General features: G+C 74.2%; 13 protein-coding genes. All 13 read left to right on the forward strand.

Going from position 1 to position 18911, the window contains the following annotated elements; genetic code table 11:
- Nucleotides 1-216 precede the first annotated feature (216 nt).
- The 13 genes from ACWEQO_RS31995 to ACWEQO_RS32055 all read left to right on the forward strand — a co-directional run bounded on the left by ACWEQO_RS31995 (nucleotide 217) and on the right by ACWEQO_RS32055 (nucleotide 18812).
- Nucleotides 217-1482, forward strand: coding sequence for a 6-phospho-beta-glucosidase (locus tag ACWEQO_RS31995; protein WP_452986127.1), 1266 nt, complete (start codon nucleotides 217-219; stop codon nucleotides 1480-1482).
- Nucleotides 1473-2480, forward strand: coding sequence for an N-acetylglucosamine kinase (locus ACWEQO_RS32000; protein WP_452986128.1), 1008 nt, complete (start codon nucleotides 1473-1475; stop codon nucleotides 2478-2480). Before ACWEQO_RS31995 ends, ACWEQO_RS32000 begins: the two co-directional genes overlap by 10 nt.
- Nucleotides 2481-3488: 1008 nt before the next feature.
- Nucleotides 3489-4931: a hypothetical protein gene (locus ACWEQO_RS32005; RefSeq protein ID WP_452986139.1), complete on the forward strand. Its 1443-nt coding sequence runs from the start codon at nucleotides 3489-3491 to the stop codon at nucleotides 4929-4931.
- A gap of 11 nt (nucleotides 4932-4942) precedes the next feature.
- Entirely contained in the window at nucleotides 4943-5998 is a 1056-nt protein-coding gene (locus tag ACWEQO_RS32010) for a glutamate ABC transporter substrate-binding protein (protein WP_452986129.1), read from the forward strand.
- 66 nt (nucleotides 5999-6064) lie between these two features.
- Nucleotides 6065-7411, forward strand: a complete 1347-nt coding sequence (locus tag ACWEQO_RS32015) for a hypothetical protein (protein ID WP_452986130.1) — start codon at nucleotides 6065-6067, stop codon at nucleotides 7409-7411.
- A 22-nt stretch (nucleotides 7412-7433) separates the two neighbouring features.
- Nucleotides 7434-10124, forward strand: coding sequence for a tetratricopeptide repeat protein (locus ACWEQO_RS32020; RefSeq protein ID WP_452986131.1), 2691 nt, complete (start codon nucleotides 7434-7436; stop codon nucleotides 10122-10124).
- 3 nt (nucleotides 10125-10127) lie between these two features.
- Nucleotides 10128-11669 (forward strand): PP2C family serine/threonine-protein phosphatase, encoded by a 1542-nt coding sequence (locus tag ACWEQO_RS32025; RefSeq protein ID WP_452986132.1) that lies wholly within the window; start codon nucleotides 10128-10130, stop codon nucleotides 11667-11669.
- Nucleotides 11670-11825: 156 nt separating this feature from the next.
- Nucleotides 11826-13172, forward strand: a complete 1347-nt coding sequence (locus ACWEQO_RS32030) for a vWA domain-containing protein (protein WP_452986133.1) — start codon at nucleotides 11826-11828, stop codon at nucleotides 13170-13172.
- Between the two features lie 80 nt (nucleotides 13173-13252).
- A complete protein-coding gene (locus ACWEQO_RS32035) occupies nucleotides 13253-14506 on the forward strand; it encodes an FHA domain-containing protein (RefSeq protein ID WP_452986134.1) in 1254 nt (417 codons plus the stop codon).
- 807 nt (nucleotides 14507-15313) lie between these two features.
- Nucleotides 15314-15931: a response regulator transcription factor gene (locus tag ACWEQO_RS32040; RefSeq protein ID WP_361459749.1), complete on the forward strand. Its 618-nt coding sequence runs from the start codon at nucleotides 15314-15316 to the stop codon at nucleotides 15929-15931.
- 41 nt (nucleotides 15932-15972) lie between these two features.
- On the forward strand, nucleotides 15973-16752 hold the full coding sequence (locus ACWEQO_RS32045; RefSeq protein ID WP_452986135.1) for an enoyl-CoA hydratase/isomerase family protein: 780 nt from the start codon (nucleotides 15973-15975) through the stop codon (nucleotides 16750-16752).
- A 229-nt stretch (nucleotides 16753-16981) separates the two neighbouring features.
- On the forward strand, nucleotides 16982-17938 hold the full coding sequence (locus ACWEQO_RS32050; RefSeq protein WP_452986136.1) for an ABC transporter ATP-binding protein: 957 nt from the start codon (nucleotides 16982-16984) through the stop codon (nucleotides 17936-17938).
- A 67-nt stretch (nucleotides 17939-18005) separates the two neighbouring features.
- Nucleotides 18006-18812 carry an ABC transporter permease subunit gene (locus tag ACWEQO_RS32055; protein ID WP_452986137.1) on the forward strand — a complete coding sequence of 269 codons (807 nt, stop codon included), beginning with the start codon at nucleotides 18006-18008 and terminating at the stop codon, nucleotides 18810-18812.
- Nucleotides 18813-18911: the final 99 nt, after the last annotated feature.

The raw sequence follows: 18911 nt of genomic DNA on the forward strand, positions 1-18911 counted from the left end.
AAGCACGGCGGAGGGCGGCACTCGGGAGCTCCGGGTGCCGCCCTCCGCCGTTCCCGTGCCCGACCCGCACCCGACCCCCGTGCCCGACCCCCGTGCCCGCGTCCGCGCCCGCGCCCGCTCTGGTCATGGCGCCCGGGAGCCTGATATGCCTCTCGCGCGGGAGGCGTTCGCCGACCGTGTCACGTCCACCGGAGCGGAAGCAGAGGGTCGACGCCAATGAAACTCACCGTGGTCGGGGGCGGTTCGACCTACACGCCCGAACTCGTCGACGGCTTCGCCCGGTTACGGGACACCCTGCCCGTCGAGGAGCTGGTCCTGGTCGATCCGGCCGCGGAGCGGCTGGAGCCGGTGGGCGGGCTGGCCCGCCGCATCCTCGCCCGGCAGGGACACGCGGGACGTGTCGTCACCACCTCCGACCTGGACGCGGCCGTGGACGGCGCCGACGCGGTGCTGCTCCAGTTGCGGGTGGGCGGCCAGGCGGCCCGGCAGCAGGACGAGACCTGGCCGCTGGAGTGCGGCTGCGTCGGCCAGGAGACCACCGGCGCCGGCGGTCTCGCCAAGGCGCTGCGCACGGTCCCGGTCGTGCTCGACATCGCCGAACGGGTCCGGCGGAGCAACCCCGACGCCTGGATCATCGACTTCACCAACCCCGTCGGCATCGTCACCCGGGCGCTGCTGCGGGCCGGGCACCGGGCGGTGGGGCTGTGCAACGTCGCCATCGGCCTCCAGCGCAGGTTCGCCGCCCGCCTCGGCACCGACCCCGCCGATCTCCACCTCGACCACGTGGGCCTGAACCACCTCACCTGGGAGACCGCGGTGCGCCGGGGCGGCCCCGACGGCGAGGACGTCCTGCCCACCCTGCTGCGGGACCACGGCGACGCGATCGCCGCCGACCTCCGGCTGCCCCGGGCCGTCCTGGACCGCCTCGGCGTGGTCCCCTCGTACTACCTGCGCTACTACTACGCCCACGACGAGGTCGTACGGGAGATGCGCACCAGGCCGTCCCGGGCCGCCGAGGTGGCCGACATGGAGCGCCGGCTGCTCGGCCTCTACGCCGACCCCGCCCTGGACGAGAAACCGGCCCTGCTGGCCGAGCGCGGCGGCGCCTACTACTCGGAGGCCGCGGTGGACCTGGCGGCGGCCCTGCTGCGCGGCGCCGGCAGCCCGTACCAGGTGGTGAACGCCCGCAACGGCTCCACGCTCCCCTTCCTCCCCGAGGACGCGGTGATCGAGGTGCAGGCCGCCGTGGGCCCGAAGGGCGCGAGCCCGCTGCCGGTGCCCCGGGTGGACCCCCTCTTCGCGGGCCTGATGGCGCACGTCACCGCCTACGAGGACCTCGCCCTCGAAGCGGCCCTGCACGGCAGTCGCGAGCGGGTCTTCCGCGCCCTCCTCGCCCACCCGCTGATCGGCCAGTACGAGTACGCCGAGCGGCTCACCGGGCAACTCCTCGCGCACAACCGGGAGTACCTGACGTGGGCGTGACCGCGGGCGTCCTCGCCGTGGACGCCGGCAACAGCAAGACGGACGTCGCCGTGGTCGACCTGCACGGCGAGGTCCTGGCCACGGCCCGCGGCGCCGGGTTCCAGCCGCCCGCCGTCGGTGTGGAGCGGGCGGTGGACGCCCTCGCCGAGGCCGTCGGCGCCGCGTTCACCGCAGCCGGGGTCACCGCCGTCTCCCATGTCTCGGCCTGTCTGGCCAACGCCGACCTCCCCGTGGAGGAGCAGCAGTTGACGGCGGCCCTGACGGCGCGCGGCTGGGGTGCCACCGTGCGGGTCCGCAACGACACGTTCGCGATCCTGCGCGCCGGGATCGCCGAGCCCCGCGGGGTCGCCGTGGTCTGCGGCGCGGGCGTCAACTGCGTCGGCATGCGCCCCGACGGGCGTACCGCCCGCTTCCCGGCGCTCGGCCGCATCTCCGGTGACTGGGGCGGGGGTTGGGCGCTGGCCGAGGAGGCCCTGTGGCACGCGGCCCGGGCCCAGGACGGCCGCGGCGCCGCCACCGCCCTCGCCGACGCCCTCCCGGCCCACTTCGGTCTGTCCGGCATGCCGGCCCTCATCGAGGCCCTGCACCTGGGGCACCTCCCCTCGGCCCGCCGTCACGAACTCGCCCCGGTCCTGTTCGCCACGGCGGCCGGGGGCGACGCGGTCGCCGGTGCCATCGTCGAGCGCCAGGCCGAGGAGGTGGTGGCGATGGCCGTGGTGGCGTTGGCCCGCCTGGACCTGCTCGCCGAGGAGACGCCCGTCCTGCTGGGCGGCAGCGTCCTGGCCGCACGGCACGCCCTGCTGGACGACCGGATCCGCGCCCTGCTCGCCGAACGCGCCCCCAGGGCGGTCCCCCGGGTCGTCACCACTGCCCCGGTCCTGGGCGCGGCCCTGCTGGGCCTGGACCACCTGGCGGCCCCGCCGGAGGCCCACGCCCGGCTGCGGGCCCACTACGAGCGGGGTCGCCAGCTGCTTGCCGAGGAGCGTGCACGAGGGTGATGTAACTCGATCGTGTGGTGGTCGGCTTCCGGGCTTGCGGCGCCGTGGGCTGCCCGGGTTAGCGTGGCTGTGCGATCTGGGACGCCGGGTACGGCGCCAGTGAGCGGGGCCCCTGCTCCACCGGAGTGATGGTTCAGGGCCTCCCCGTCACCTCTGGCCGTCCTCAATGGCCAGGTCGCGCAGGGAGCCGGCCTCCCGGGCCCGGACCACGCACGAGATGCGTGTCGCCGCCCCGGGGTCGAGTACGCCGGGGACCAGTGCGCCCAAGACCGTTCGGGGCGTGCGGCCGAGCGGGCTCACTCCTGCTCAGTCTTCAGGAACGGTTAGGGCCCGGTGTCGGGCCCATGCGTCACGCCGGTGCGGCGCGGCCCGGCACGCCTCGTCCTCGCCGGGTGGGAGCCGTCCGTTTCCCCGCCCCGGCCCGCCGAACGGGCCCGAAGGCCGGGCGGCGGGCCTGAGGGCAGGCGCGAGAACCGCCCGGAGAACAGGCCTGGGGGCGGGCTTGGAGGCTCCTGCAGGTCCGGTCGACCGCACACCGGCGCCGGCCCCTCGCGGGCGCCCGGAACCAACCGGATTCCACCGGCGTGTTCATGGGCAGGGGTCGTGCGGAGGGGGCGTGCGGGAGCCGGTCCGCGGGGAGGGCCGGGGCGCCGCGGCAGCCGGAACTCCCGGCGACCGCCCGGCAGTCGGACCGGCAGTCGGACCGGCAGTCGGACCGGCGGGTGGAGCGGCGGGTGGAGCGGCAGTCCAACCCGGCGGGCGGATCACCACCGGATCGCGGCCGGGCCGACCGTCGGGCCGACCGTCGGACCGGCGGGACGCCGGCCGGTCGGATCGGCGGACTGTCGGATCGACAGAGGAACCGGCGGGCGGTTCAAGATCACGCCAAAGCCGGTGCACATGCCGGTCCGTGCGGCGATACTTGGCGGGACGGATGACCACGGGGGAGGTCGAGTGACACAGACGCCGAGCGGCAGCACGGTACCGCCGGGCGGGGCCGCGCCCACCATGCCCACCGCAGTGTCCGGTGCAGTGCCCGCCGTACCGCCGCAGTCCGGGCCCGGCGGCGCGCCGGCGGCCCCCCGTCACACCTCCACCGGCTCCCGGCCTCCCGCGCCCCCGCCTCCGGAAGCACCCTGTCGCACGGCGTTCGTCGAGGGCGCCGCGCGCCTGCGCGAGGCCGCCACCACCGAACCCGGGCGCCTGCGGGTCATCGGCGCGGTCCTCGCCACCCTGGTCGTCGCCTTCGGAGCCGTCACCGCCTGGCAGATGACCGACCGGGCCGCGGCGGCCGACGCCGTCCTCACCAGCAGCCAGCCCCTCACCTCCGACGCAGCCGACATCTACCGCTCCCTCGCGGACGCCAACACCGCGGCCTCCAGCGGCTTCCTGGCCGGCGGTCAGGAGACCGCCGCCTCCCGGGACCGCTACGAGAAGGACATCCGCACCGCCGCCGCCAAACTGGTCAACGCCGCGGCCAACTCCGACCCCGGCTCCTCGTCGGCGGCGAGGATCGCCGAACTCAACCGGCTGCTGCCCGAGTACAAGGGCCTGGTGGAGCGCGCCCGCACCTACAACCGCCAGGGATACCCCGTGGGCGGCGCCTATCTGCGGTACGCGAACGAGAAGATGCAGCAGGAGATGCTCCCGGCGGCGGAGGACCTCTACCAGAAGGAGAACCAGCGCCTCCGGGCCGACTACGCGGACGCGACCCCGTACCCGTGGGCGGCCATCGCGCTCGGCGCCCTCGCCCTCGCCGCGCTCGCCTGGACCCAGCGCCGCACCTACCTGCGCACCCACCGCGTGCTCAACCACGGCCTGGTCGCGGCCACGGCGGCGGCCACGGTGGTCCTGCTCTGGCTGGTCGCCGGCCACAGCCTCGCCCGCTCGGGGCTGCACGACTCCTACGACCACGGCGTCCGCTCGCTCGACGTGCTGCACGACGCCCGCATCGCCTCCCTGCGGGCCCGGGGCAACGAGAACCTGACGCTGGTGTCGCGCGGCGCCGAGACGAAGAAGGTCGGCGACCGGACGTACGACGCCTACGACCACGACTTCGAACGCGACATGGCCGCCCTCGGCAAGGGACTGACCCGGGCCGGAGAGCTCGCGGACGACCGCAGCGGCGAGAAGCCGGTCACCGCCGCCGTGAGCAACATGACGGAGTGGAGGAAGCGCCACGGGGCCGCCCGGGACCAGGACGAGAAGGGCAACTACCAGGAGGCGCTGGACCTGGTGATCGGCGGCAAGGGCGCGACCGGCGAGTGCTTCGACGGCGTCGACAGCAGCCTGGCGGCCGCGCTCGCCCACGAGAAGGCCGAGTTCGCGGAGGCGGCCGGCGCCGGCCGGGACGCGCTGAGGGGGCTGCCGGAGGGTGCGGCGGCCCTCGCCCTGCTGGGCGCGGCCGGCGCGGTGCTGGGCATCGGCCGCAGGCTGTCGGAGTACCGGTGAGTGGGGGCGTGATGAGGAACGCACGACGCCTGCGGGCCGGCCTGCGGGGCTGGGGCGGGGTGGGCGCGATGGCCACCGTGTGCGTGCTCGCGCTGGTCTTCGCGCTGGTGCTGACCCACGCCGGGTCCCCCGCCGCCAAGGCCCCGAAGGCCCCCGAGTCCGCGGGGCACACCGTGACGGACGCCATCGACGCGGACGCGGACGCGGAGTGCACCGATCCGGAGAAGCAGACCCTGCCCCCCTCCGGCGAGGACGGCGTCACCATCGACGCGATCAAGAACCGGCCGGGCGAGAAGCGCAAGCTGATCGTCGGCATCGACCAGAACAGCTACCGCTGGGGCTACCGGGACCCCAACGGCGGGGACGGCGCACGGCTCGAGGGCTTCGACATCGACCTGGCGCACCGCATCGCCGAGGACATACTCGGCGACCGGGACGCGGTCCAGTTCAAGGCGATCCCCACCGACCAGCGCATCCCGGCGATCAAGGACGGCCGGGTCGACATGGTCGTCCGCACGATGACCATCAACTGCGAACGCCTCCGGGACGTGGCCTTCTCCGCCCCGTACTTCCGGACGGGGCAGCAGGTCCTGGCCCCGAAGGCGTCGTCGATCACGGGATACGACAAGTCGCTCGCGGACCGGAGGATCTGCACGGCGGCGGGCTCCACCGCGTACGCGAAGCTGGAGGAGGACAGGGCGGCGGGCAGGCTCCCGAAGTCCGCCGACATCCGCACCACCGTCCCCAACCAGCTCGACTGCCTGGTGCGGCTGCAGCTCGGCGAGGTCGACGCGGTGGTCACCGACGGCGCGCTCGCCGCCAGCCAGGCCGCCCAGGACCCGACGGTCGAGCTCAAGGGCGACGCCTTCACGACGGAGTACTACGGCGTGGCGATGGCGCAGGGCGCGAAGGACCTGCTGCGCCGGGTCAACCGGATCCTGGTGGACTTCCGCGAGGACGCCGGGGACGGGTGGCAGAAGGCGTACGAGACATGGCTGTCGGCGACACTGGGCAGTGATCCCGCGAAGTCGGAGCCGCCCGCTCCGCAGTACCTGCGCACGAGTTGACCGGGCGTCAAGGGCCAGCAGCCGAAGGTGAAACGTGAACGACCGACCCGCAGCGAAAGGTGACCGATGGGCGACACGGACCCCGCCGGGCCGGTGATGGACCGGGACGAGGTGGACCGTGCGCTCGCGCGGCTCGGCGCGGAGCACGAGGCGGTCGAGACCTCGCTGCTGGCCCTCCAGGACCACGCGGGCCGCAGGCTCCTGGAGGGTGCCCGCCTCACCGGCCGCACCGCGGAGCGCTGGGCGGCCACCGAGGCGTCGATCACGCTGCTGTGGACGTACTTCGACGCGTACACGGGCGCCCTGCGCACCGCCCGGGAGATCCGTGCCCGGCGCCGCTGGTCCAGCCGTGAGGACCTGGTGGAGCTGACGGAGCTGCTGCGCGGCGAGTGCGTCACCGTCGCCGGCTCGGCCGCCTCCGCCGCCGCCGCGAACGCGCCGACGCCCCCCGGCCGGCCGGGGAACCGGCTCAGCGAGCGCTACTCGCTGGCCACGCTGGTCGAGCGGATGAACGAGCTGTACGCCGCGTCGCTGGACGTGGTCGTCGCCGCGGACGCGGTGTGGTCGGCGCTGCCCGCCCGGATCGATCTGCTGGCCGCCGAACTCCACCGCACCCGCCGGCTCGCGCACCCGGTCGGGGTGCGCCCCGGCGAGCATCCGGCGGGCGACGACCTGGAGCGGATTACCCACTCGCTGACCGCGCTGCGCGAGCAGGTGGTGTCCGACCCGCTGGCGTTCTGGAAGCCCGCGGAGGGAAGTTCGGCGCCGGGCGGCGGCAGACCGGACACGACGGTGTACGACCGTGAGGCGCGGGCCCTGGAGGAGGTGCGCCGCGAGATCGACGCGGTGCTGGCGGTCCGTCAGGACTCCGAGAAGCGGATCGTGCGGCTGCGGGACGTCCTGTCGCGCGCCGACCGCACGCTCGCCGAGGCGCGCACCGCGCGCGGCGAGGTGCTCGCGAAGATCGCCGCGACGGAGGTTCCGGTGGTCAGCGGGCCGCCGACCGTACTGCAGGAGCAGCTGGCGACGGCCGCCGAGTACCGCAGGCACGCCCAGTGGCACCGGCTCTCCCCGCTCCTGGAGTCCCTGGAGCAGAAGGCGGAGGACGAACTGGAGCGCGCCCGCGAGTCGTTGACCGCGGTCACCGCCCCGCTGGCGGTCCGTGCCGAACTGCGCGGCCGGCTCGACGCGTACCGGGCGAAGGTCGCCCGGCACGGTCTCGCGGAGGACGCCGTGCTGGTCGAGCGGTACGAGAGGGCGCGCCGCATGCTGTGGAGCGCGCCCTGCGATCTGCGCGTCGCCCGGGAGGCGGTGCTGCGCTACCAGCAGGCGGCCGCCGAGCTCCTCGGCGCCGCCGCACCCCGGGTGCCCGGCCAGGGCACGTCCGAGGGGGGCGGGAGGCCCGGCGCATGAGCGACAACGGGGAGGCAGCGGCATGAGTCAGGCGGAGCACCGGACACACCGCCAGGGGCGGAGCGGGCAGGGAGCACGGGCGGAACAGCCTGAGCCGGAGCCGCAGGCGGGGGCCGCCGCTGCCCGGACCTGTCAGCGTCCCGGCTGCGAGGGCGCCTACGAGGACGTCGGCGGCGGCGAACTGTACTGCGACACCTGCGGTCTGGCGCCGGTGGTGTCGCCGACGACGGGCATGGTCGGCTCGGTCCCGACCGGTCTCACCGCCGGCGGCCGCGGTGCGCGTGGGTCGTCGCAGCCGTCGCAGCCGTCACATCCGTCGCAGCCCTCGCATTCGGCACGGTCGTCCCGGTCGTCCCGGTCCCGGCGTTCGGTGTCCGGGCGGCTCTCCCGTTCCCTGCCGGGAGGCGGCGCCGAACGCTCGGTGTCGGTGCGCGGCTCCGGTTCGTCGACGGGCTCCTCCGGCCGCGGCCGGCTGGGCGCGGGGCTGGTCCAGGTGCCGCCGATCCCGCGCCCCGACCCGCGCGCGATGGTGCTGGACAACCCCGAGGTGCCCGAGCGGAAGCGATTCTGCTCCCGTTCGGACTGCGGGGCCCAGGTGGGCCGTGCGCGGGCGGGCCGGCCGGGGCGCACGGAGGGCTTCTGCACCAGGTGCGGCCACCCGTACTCGTTCGTCCCGAAGCTGCGGGCCGACGACGTGGTGCACGGCCAGTACGAGGTGGTCGGCTGCCTGGCGCACGGCGGACTGGGCTGGATCTACCTCGCCGTGGACCGGGCCGTCTCGGACCGCTGGGTGGTCCTCAAGGGTCTGCTGGACACGGGCGACCAGGACGCGATGGCCGCGGCGATCTCCGAGCGGCGCTTCCTCGCGGAGATCGAGCACGCCAACATCGTGCGGATCTACAACTTCGTGGAGCACCTCGACCAGCGCACCGGTTCCCTCGACGGCTACATCGTCATGGAGTACGTCGGCGGCAAGGCCCTGAAGGAGATCGCCAACAGCCGCCGGACGCCGGACGGCAGACGGGACCCGCTGCCGGTGGAGCAGGCGTGCGCGTACGGCATCGAGGCGCTCGAGGCGCTGGGGCACCTGCACAGCCGCAACCTGCTGTACTGCGACTTCAAGGTCGACAACGCGATCCAGACCGAGGACGAGCTCAAGCTGATCGACATGGGCGCGGTGCGCAGGGCGGACGACGACGAGTCGGCCATCTACGGCACGGTCGGCTACCAGGCCCCCGAGGTCGCCGACGTCGGTCCCTCGGTCGCCTCCGACCTCTACACGGTCGCCCGGACGCTCGCCGTCCTCACCTTCGACTTCCAGGGCTACACGAACGTCTACGCGGACTCGCTGCCCGACCCCGACCACATCGAGGCCTTCCGGCAGTACGAGTCGTTCTACCGGTTACTGGTCCGCGCCACCGATCCCGACCCGGCCCGCAGGTTCGCCTCCGCGCAGGAGATGAGCGAGCAGCTCACCGGTGTCCTGCGCGAGGTCGTCTCGCTCCGGTCGGGCCGGGCCCGCCCCGCCCTGTCGACCCTGTTCGGCCCGGAACCGCGGGTGGCGGACACGGAGTTGTTCCCCCGGCCGTGGGGCGATGTGTCACGCCTCGGGGCGCGGGCGGTGCGGCGCGCCGGGTCACCTCGGCGGGGGCCGGGACGGAAGCAGCTCGCCGGAGGGGCCGTCACCGCCCCTCCTCCCGGCACCGCTTCCGCCTCCGGTCCGGCGGACCTCGTCAAGCCCGTCGACGCTCCCGCGGCGGCCCTCGCCCTGCCCGTCCCGCACGTCGACCCCGCCGACCCCAACGCCGGCTTCCTGGCGGGCCTGCTGGCCTCCGCGCCCGCCGAGCTGGTCCACGCCCTGGCGGCGGTGCCCGCGCCGTCGGCCGAGACCCGGCTGCGGCAGGTCCGCGCCTGGCTGGAGACCGGCGAGTCGGACACCGCGCTGGACGCGCTGCGGGCCCTGGAGGAGCAGGACCCCGACGACTGGCGGGTGGTCTGGTACCGCGGGGTCGCCGCCCTGGTCACCGGCGACCACGAGGGCGCCGCGCTCGCCTTCGACGCGATCTACGACGCCTTCCCGGGCGAGATCGCCCCCAAGCTGGCGCTCGGCCTGTGCGCGGAGGTGCTGGGCCAGCTCGACAACGCCGCCGAGTACTACCGCCTGGTGTGGTCGACCGACCCGAGCCATGTGAGCGCGGCGTTCGGCCTGGCCCGCGTGCGGCTCGCCACCGGTGACCGGCGCGGTGCCGTAGGGACGCTGGAGTCGGTGCCGGAGTCCTCCATCCACTACACGGCCGCGCGGGTGGCGGCCGTACGCGCCCGGCTGCGGGGGCGGGCCGCCACCGCCGGTGACGTACCGTTCCTGGACGACCTGAGCGCCGCCGCGTCCCAGGTCGAGGCCCTGGAGTCGTACGGACTGGATCCGGCGCACCGGGAGCGGTTGTCGGCCGAGGTCCTCGGCTGCGCGCTGGACTGGGTACTCTCCGGGGGCCGGGGTTCCGTTCCGTTTCCGGCCCCGCCGGGCCGGGGGGACCGGAGCGCCGGCAGCGCCGCCGAGGGACGGACCCTGCTCGGCAGCGGACTGGACGAGCGGAGCCTGCGCTTCGGGCTGGAGCGTTCGTACCGCACGCTGGCCCGGCTGGCGCGGAGCGGTGAGGAGAGGATCGACCTGGTGGAACGTGCCAACCGTTACCGCCCCCGGACATGGGTGTAGTTGATGTCGCAAATGCCCCAGCAGGCCGCTCTGTCGAAGTGCCCGAACTGCGAGGAACCCCTCGAGCCGGGTGATCGTTTCTGCGGTGCGTGCGGATACGACCTGTCGGCGGTCCCGGCACCGCCGACGGACCATCCGACGATCGTCATGAACGGTGCGGCGCCCGCGCCGGGCCCGGTGGTGCCCCCGCAGACGCCTCCGGGGCCGCCACCGGCGCCGCCGGCCGGGCCGGGCTGGCCCGCCGCCGGTCCGGAGGGCTCCGGCGCGTCCGCCCCGACGCACCGGCCGACGGACCTGGCGGGCACGGACTCGACCGGCCTGCCGCTGTCCGGCCCCGCCCCCCACCCCGCACCCTCGGCACCGGCACCGGCACCCGGGGTCGTGCCACCGCGTCCGGCCGCCCCGCCCGCACCCCCGCCTCCGCCCCCGCCCGCCGCGCCTCCCGCCGACGGCGCGGCCCGGTCCTCCGGTGTGCGCTTCGACCGCCCCGCCCGGCCGGCCGCGCAGCCCGAGGAGTACCCGCTCCAGGCCCCGGACCCGCGCGTGTCCGCCGAGCACGGACAGCCCGCCCCGGTCTCCGCGAACGCCCCGGAGCCCGCGGGCACGCCGGCGACCACGAGCGCCCCGGAGCCCACGGTGTGCGTGGCCTGCCGCGCGGGCAGGGTGGACGACGACGGCTACTGCGAGAACTGCGGCCACGCCCAGCCACGCGAACGGGACCACATGGAACAGGAATGCGGCCCGCTGGCCGCGGTCAGCGACCGCGGTCTGCGCCACCACCGCAACGAGGACGCCTTCGGGATCGGCACCACCACGCTGCCCGACGGCTCCCCCGCCTCGGTCGCGATCGTCTGCGACGGCGTCTCCTCCGCCACCCGGCCCGACGAGGCCTCGCTGGCCGCGTCCCGGGCGGCGAACGAGTCGCTGCTCGCGGCCCTGCCGCGCGGCACGCACCCGCAGCAGGCGATGCACGACGCGATCGTCGCCGCGGCGGACGCGGTCGACGCGCTGGCCGACGAGCCCGCCACGGACCGTGAGCGGTCCCCGCACCAGAACGCCCCCGCCTGCACCTTCGTCGGCAGTGTGGTGACCGACGGCCTGCTGGTCGTCGGCTGGGTCGGCGACAGCCGCGTGTACTGGGTGCCGGTCGACCGCAGCGCGCCCCCGGCCCGGCTCACCGAGGACGACTCCTGGGCCGCCCAGATGGTCGCCGCCGGGCTGATGGGCGAGGCCGAGGCCTACGCCGACCAGCGCGCCCACGCGATCACCGGCTGGCTCGGCGCGGACGCCTACGAACTGGAGCCGCACACCGCGTCGTTCAAGCCGGACCGGCCCGGTGTGGTCGTGGTCTGCACCGACGGGCTGTGGAACTACGCGGAGGCGGCCGAGGAGATGGCCCGGGTGCTCCCCGTCGACGCCGCCGTCCGCCCGCTGCACGCCGCCCGGGTCCTGGTCGGCCACGCCCTCGACGGCGGGGGCCACGACAACGTGACGGTGGCTCTGATCCCGTTCCCCGCCGTGCGGCAGGGGGCGGGATCGGCCTGAGGCCGCGTACGGCGGGCCCCCGCGGGGAAACTACGGGGAAGCCGCGGGAAGCCGCGGGAAGGTGCCAACGAACCGGAAACGAACCGGAGGGGACCGGTCCGTCATCTGTCGTCGCCCCGCACCGCCGCGGGGTTCTCCAGGGGGAGAGAAACAGGCATGGCCAACTTCTCGAAATCCAACGTGCCGCAGTTCTCGGTGGACGTGTACCAGAACGAGTACCTGCCGGAGGGCGGCCGCGAGGTCAACGCCATCGTCACGGTGACCGCGACCGGCGGCGGCACCATCGGCAGCGCGGTGGCGGCCCCCCACCTCTACGCGCCCGGCGAGGGGCCCTCGGCGGCCGTGGTGCTCATGGTCGACTGCTCCGGCTCGATGGACTACCCGCCGACCAAGATGCGCAACGCCCGGGACGCCACGGCCGCCGCGATCGATGCCCTGCGCGACGGCGTGCACTTCGCGGTGGTCGGCGGCACGCACGTGGCGCGGGAGGTCTACCCCGGTGCCGGGCGGCTCGCGGTCGCCGACGCGGCCACCCGCGGACAGGCCAAGCAGGCGCTGCGGGCGCTGAGCGCCGGCGGGGGCACGGCCATCGGCACCTGGCTCCGGCTGGCCGACCGGCTGCTGGCGTCGGCGGACGTGGCGATCCGGCACGGCATCCTGCTGACCGACGGGCGCAACGAGCACGAGTCGCCGGAGGACCTGCGGTCGGCCCTGGAGGCGTGCGCCGGGCGGTTCACCTGTGACGCCCGCGGAGTGGGCACCGACTGGGAAGTGAAAGAAGTCACAGCCATCGCCTCCGGCCTCCTCGGCAGCGCCGACATCGTCGCCGACCCGGCCGGACTCGCCGCCGACTTCACGCGGATGATGGAGGCGGCGATGGGCAAGGAGGTCGCGGACGTCTGCCTGCGGCTGTGGACCCCGGTGGGCACGACTGTGAAGTTCGTCAAACAGGTCGCGCCCACGGTCGAGGACCTGACCGACCGCCGTGCCGAGGCCGGCCCGCGGGCGGGCGACTACCCGCTGGGGTCCTGGGGCGACGAGTCCCGCGACTACCACCTCTGCGTCGAGGTCCCGGCGGCGGGCATCGGGCAGGAGATGCTCGCCGCCCGGCTCTCCCTGGTGATTCCGCAGCCCGGGGAGGGAGTTCAGAAGCTCAACGCGCAAGGTCTCGTGCGGGCGGTGTGGACGGACGACATGGTCGCCTCCACATCGTTGAACCCCCAAGTCGCCCACTACACCGGGCAGGCCGAACTGGCACAAGTCATCCAACAGGGTCTCAACCTGCGCAAAGCAGGCGATTCCGACGGAGCAACGGCCAAACTGGGCCGCGCCGTCCAGCTCGCGAGCGCCTCCGGCAACGCGGACACCGCGAAACTGCTTGCGAAGGTGGTGGACGTGGTCGACGCCTCGACAGGTACTGTGCGACTGAAAGCGAGGGTCGAGGAGGCCGACGAGATGACACTCGAAACCCGGTCCACCAAGACCGTCCGCGTGAAGAAGTGAATCTGAAGTGAACGAGCCCGGCCCCCAGGCCGGAGAACTTCGGTCGGAAGCGACCGAAAAGGAGAGGAGGAGGCGCCGACATGCCGACCTGCCCGAACGGACACCAGTCGGGTTCCGACGACTGGTGCGAGGTGTGCGGTCACCGCATGGCGGGGTCCGCGCCCCCGCCTCCTCCCCCGCCGCCCGGTGGCGGCTACGGGTTCCCGCCTCCCGGCGGCCGGTCCGGGCCCGGCGGCCAGGGCGGCCCCGGTGGTTTCGGCGGCCCGCCGGAGCTGTGCCCCCAGTGCCGTACGCCGCGTGAGGGCGGCGCGCCGTTCTGCGAGGAGTGCCGGTGGAACTTCCTGACGAACACGGCCACCTCGTACACCCCGGCCGCCCCGCGCCCGACGCCCCCCGGCCCGGGCGGACCCGGTGGTCCCGGCGGTCCCGGTGGTCCGGGTGGACCCGGGGGGCAGTACCAGCAGCCGCCCGGCCCGCCGTACGGCGGCGGTGACCCCTACAACGAGTACCAGGGCTCCCGTCCGTCCCAGGTGAACCGGCCCGCCGAGCCGATCCCGCCGGGCCCGCCCGGTTTCGGCGGCGACCCCTCCCGCCCGGTCCCCCCACCGCCCGGCCCGGGTGGTCACGGCGGCCCCGGTGGCCAGGGGGGCTACGGCGGCCCGGGTGGTCCGGGTGGTCCGGGTGGTCCGCAGGCGTTCGGTGGCGGCCCGTCGGCCCCGCCCGGATTCCCGCAGGAGACCGGCCGTCCGCCGCACCAGGGCGGTCCCGCCTTCGGCGGCGGTGACGACGACTGGGTGATCCCCCCGCCCTCCGGCGGCCCGAACGGCCCCGGCGGCCCGAACGGTCCCGGTGGTTACGGCTACCCGCAGCCCGGTGCGACCCAGGCGCCGTCCGGTCCCGGAGGGTTCCCGCAGCAGTCCCAGGCGCCGGTGACCTGGACCGCGACGATCGGTCCGGACCGTGAGTACTTCATGGCGATGATGCAGCGCTCCGGCCCCGAGGCCACGGGCCTGAACCTGCCCGCGTACTCGCCCGAGCAGCAGCGCGCCCTCACCGGCAACCAGCTCACGATCGGCCGTCGGCGCCACTCCACCGGTGACACCCCCGACATCGACCTGTCGACACCGCCGGAGGACCCGGGCGTCTCGCACCAGCACGCGGTGCTGGTGCAGCAGCCGGACGGCGGTTGGGCGGTCGTCGACCAGAACTCGACGAACGGCACGACGGTCAACGGCTCGGAGGAGCCGATCCAGCCCTTCGTCCCGGTCCCGTTGCAGGACGGCGACCGGGTCCACGTGGGCGCCTGGACGACGATCACCATCCACCGGGGCTGAGAAGACCTGCGGTCAGGGCCAGGTGGAACCGGAGCAATCCGGTTCCACCTGGCCCTTCTCGATTCACCGCCCACGGATGAATGGGCATTCCCCTAGTCTTCCGGTGCCCGGCCCCGGCCGGCCGGCCCGACTCCTGGCGATATCCCGCGGGTCCACGCAGGTCAGCGGCGGACGATGAGGGAAATGTGTCCTCGGTCACGGGGCGCCGGGGCGGACTCGATCCGTTGACAGTCACTCTCCGAATCGCTCAGGATTCACATCATGTGGAGCACATGAGCGGCCGCGTGCCCCGCGCAGCGGCGGGCGCTTCTCTTCGAGCTCCTCATGAATTCCGGGGAAACCGTTCGACTTCGGGGGAAATTCGAATGTAAAGCTGTACGACACCTGGGCCTGTGCGCCGCCGCCCGACACGGGATCCCGACACCACCGTCGCTCTCGGGACCGCCCGGATCGAACGAAACGCGCAGGCCGAGCCCTGTGAGGGCTCAGGAGGGCAGCGGGGCGGGGACGGTCCGGCGGACCCGTCCTCCATCGCCGTCGAGCCCCGATCCGCGGATGTCACGGAGTCTTCACCCGCACGTCGAGACCCGGTACCGGCTCCCCCGGGGAATCCGGTTCCCGCGGATTTCCACGCACCGACGACAATCGCCGGCAGCACAGCGCACAGCCGCGCGCAGAAATCTCCACAGTCTTGCCGCCGAAGCAAGGAAGGCATCACTTCGACGACAGAGTGCACACCATTCACAAAGTGTCGAACGATAAACAGACGACATCAGCCGGCGCTGTTGGAGCACGAGGGATTTCGGTATGGCACAGAAGGGCAGACACGGACTACTGGTCCTGCACTCGTCGCCTTTGATACGCAAGGCGATTCTCGATCTCTTCCGGGGCGATCCCGGCGTCACCGCGCTGGGCGGCTGCCCGCACACCACCGCCGTGGGCGGCCTGCCCGGGGGGCGGCCGGACGCGGCGCTGGTGGAGTACGAGCAGTGGCAGGGGATCCGCGGCAATCTGGCGCACAGCGGGACCCGGGTCATCCTCTACAGCAGGGACAACACCCCGCGCAGCGTGGTGGACTGCATCAGGGGCGGCGCCGCCGGGTTCGTGCACGATTCGTGCCCGCCCGAGTCCATCGTCAAGGGGCTGCACGACGTGCTGAGCGGGCGCACCTTCTGGCATCTGGGGGCGGACGAGCCCGAGCCCGCCCAAGGGGCGGAAGGCCCCGGGGCGGGGCAGCCGTGGAAGCTGAGCGGGCGCGAGGAGGAGGTCCTCGACCTCCTGCTCCGGCGCCGCTCCAACGAGGAGATCGCCCACGAGCTGTGCCTCACCCGGCAGACGGTCAAGAACTATGCGAGCCGGGTCTTCCACAAGGTGGGCGTCTCCGGGCGCAAGGAGCTGCTCAGACTGCTGCGGCCCTGCGGATGAGCCGGCGAGACACGGCGACCGGGAAGGACGCGAGGACGGAAATGGGCGAGCGCCCCTTACTGACGGAGCGCAACGGGCGGGTCCTCACGGTCACGCTGAACCGGCCGCACCGCCGCAACGCGATGTCCACCGCCATGCTGGGACAACTCGCCTCGGAATTACAGGATTTGGTGCATCAGGGCGAGGAGGCGCCGGGTGCGCTGGTGTTCACGGGCGCCGGCGGGACCTTCTCCAGCGGCGCCGACACCCGTGAACCCGACTGGCGGGACCTGTCGCGCCGCGCGGTGCGGCGGGCCCGTTTCCGCACGGTGTTCTCGGCGTTGCACGAAGCCCCCTTCCCGCTGGTGGCGGCCGTCGAGGGGTACGCGCTCGGGGGCGGGCTCGAACTGGCGCTCGCCTGCGACCTGGTGGTGGCCGGGGAGGGCGCCCTGTTCGGCCTTCCGGAGCTGGAGGTCGGTGCCGTGCCGGGCGGCGGTGCGGTCCACTCACTGCTGCGCCGGGTCGGCCGCGGTGTGGCGGCCCGGCTGCTGCTGGTTCCCGGGGAGCGCGTGCGGGCCGGTGAACTCGCCCGGCTGGGCGCGGTGGAACGCGTCGTGCCGGACGGCGGGGCGCTCGCCGAGGCACAGGCGCTGGCGGCCTCCGTGGCCGCCCAGGACCCGGGGCTCCTGGCGGCGGGCGTCAGGCTGCTGCGGGATTCCGGGCATCTGGACCGCGCGGCGGCGCTCGGTGTGGAGAACGGTTACTGGTGGCAGGCCGCGTCCGCGGCGGGACGCACGCCCGCACCACCACCCGGCCGGAGCCTTCAAGGCCACGGGAGGTGAGCGCTTCGCCGCAGCGGTGAGCCGCGCCGTCGGCTTCGTCGACCAGACCGACCAGACCGACCAGACCGACCGGATCCAGCCCCGCAGATCCGGCCCCCGGTGAACCCGCCGCGCACACCGTACGGCGGACGCCGGGGCCCGCCCCCCGATGTCCCAGACACCCGCCGGAGGACTCCGGCCGACGGTGGACGCACAAGCCGTCGACGCAAGAGGAGAGAGCAGAAGAGACGTGACCCCTCTCATCGAATGTACCGACGTCACCAAGAAGTTCGGTGACTTCACCGCGCTGAGCCGGCTGAACCTGACGGTCCCCCAGGGTGTGGTCCACGGATACCTGGGACCCAACGGAGCGGGCAAGAGCACCACGATCCGCATGCTCATGGGTCTCTCCCGCCCCACCTCGGGCCGGGTCCGGGTGCTGGGCCAGGACCCCACCGACCCCGAGGTCCGGCGGCGGATCGGCTATCTCCCCGGTGAGCTGCGGCTGGACGACCGGCTGACCATCGGGCAGACCCTGACCTCCTGGGGCAGGCTGCGGGGGCCGGCCGACACCGCCTACCGGGACGAGCTGGTCCGGCGGTTCGGGGTCGACCCGGCCCGCAAGGTGCGCGGGCTGTCGACCGGCAACCGCCGCAAGGTCGGCCTGATCGGCGCCTTCATGGCCCGGCCGGAACTGCTGATCCTCGACGAACCGACCAACGGGCTCGACCCGTTGATGCAGCAGGTGTTCCTCGGCTTCGTCGAGGAGGCCCGGGACAACGGGCAGAGCGTGCTGCTCTCCTCGCACATCCTCTCCGAGGTCGAGCGGGTCGCGGACCTGGTCGCGGTGGTGCAGGGCGGCAGGCTCGTCGCCTCCGGCCCGACGCGCGAGCTGCGCAGGGGGGCCGCGCAGCGCTTCCACATCACCTTCGCGGACGGCGGGGACGTGCCGCTCACCGCGCTGGCCGCCCTGGAGGGCGCGTCGGCGGTGGAGCCGCGCGGGCCGGAGGGCCGGGAGGTCTCCCTGGCGTGGACCGGCTCGCCGGACGAGCTGCTGCGGTTCCTGGCCGGGCACCGGATCGCGACGCTCACCGCGCCCGAACCGGACCTGGAGGAGGCGTTCCTCGAGTACTACCGGCAGGACGTCCCGGGCAGCGGGAGCGGCGCCGGGGAGACCTCCCCGGCCGCCGGTCCGCTGCGGCGGTGACCGCGGGCGGACCCGCGACGGTCTCAGTGATCAAGGCCGCCCCCGGGACGGCCGGAAGGGAACACACATGTCATCGCCCAGCTCGGAGATCTTCCGGCGCGGAGTACAGATCCAGAAGCGCACCCTGCTCGCCTGGTCGGCCGCGCTGGTCCTGCTCGCGCTCTCCGTCGTCGGCGCCTGGCCCTCGATGGAGAGCTCCGGCGCGCTGGAGGACTTCTCCTCGGGCGTCTCCCCCGAGGTGGCCGCGGCGTTCGGGATCGACCGGATCAGCAGTGCGAGCGGCTACCTCAAGGGGAACCTCTACGCGGTCCTGCTGCCGCTGCTGCTCGGACTGATGGCCGTGACCACCGTGACCGCCCTGACCGGCGGGGACGAGGAGGCGGGGCGGCTCGAGCTGCTGCTCGCGCTGCCGGTCGCCCGCCGGCAGGTCTTCCTGACGCGCTTCCTCTGCGTCCTGTTCGGCCTGGCCGTCACCAGCGTCCTGGTCTGGCTGTCGGTGTACGGCTCGGTCGTCTCGTTCGACATGGACGTCTCCGCGGGCGGGGTGGCGGCGGTGACGCTGACCACCGCCCTGCTGGCCGTCCTGCACGCGGGCGTCGCCTACGCCGCCGTCGGGTTCGGCCTCGGCCGCGGCCCCGCGCTGGGGCTGGCGGCGGGGGTGCTCGTCGTCGGATACCTGCTGCACGCCATCGCGCCGATGTCCGACGCCCTGGAACCACTGGCGGGCGTCTCGCCCTGGGAGTGGGCGCTGGGCAACGACCCGCTGCTCGGCGGTGTCCCCTGGGGCGGGGTCGCGCTGCTGGCGGCCGGCGCCGTCGCGCTGGTCGCCGCCGGTACGTACGCCGTGGACCGACGGGACGTCAAGAACGCCTGAGAAACGCCCCGTAAAGCATCCCGAAGCGGCCCGGCGGGGTCCGTGTCGCCCATCGGTCACCTTTCGCTGCGGGTCGGTCGTTCACGTTTCACCTTCGGC

It is taken from the genome of Streptomyces sp. NPDC004051 (genome assembly GCF_053604275.1).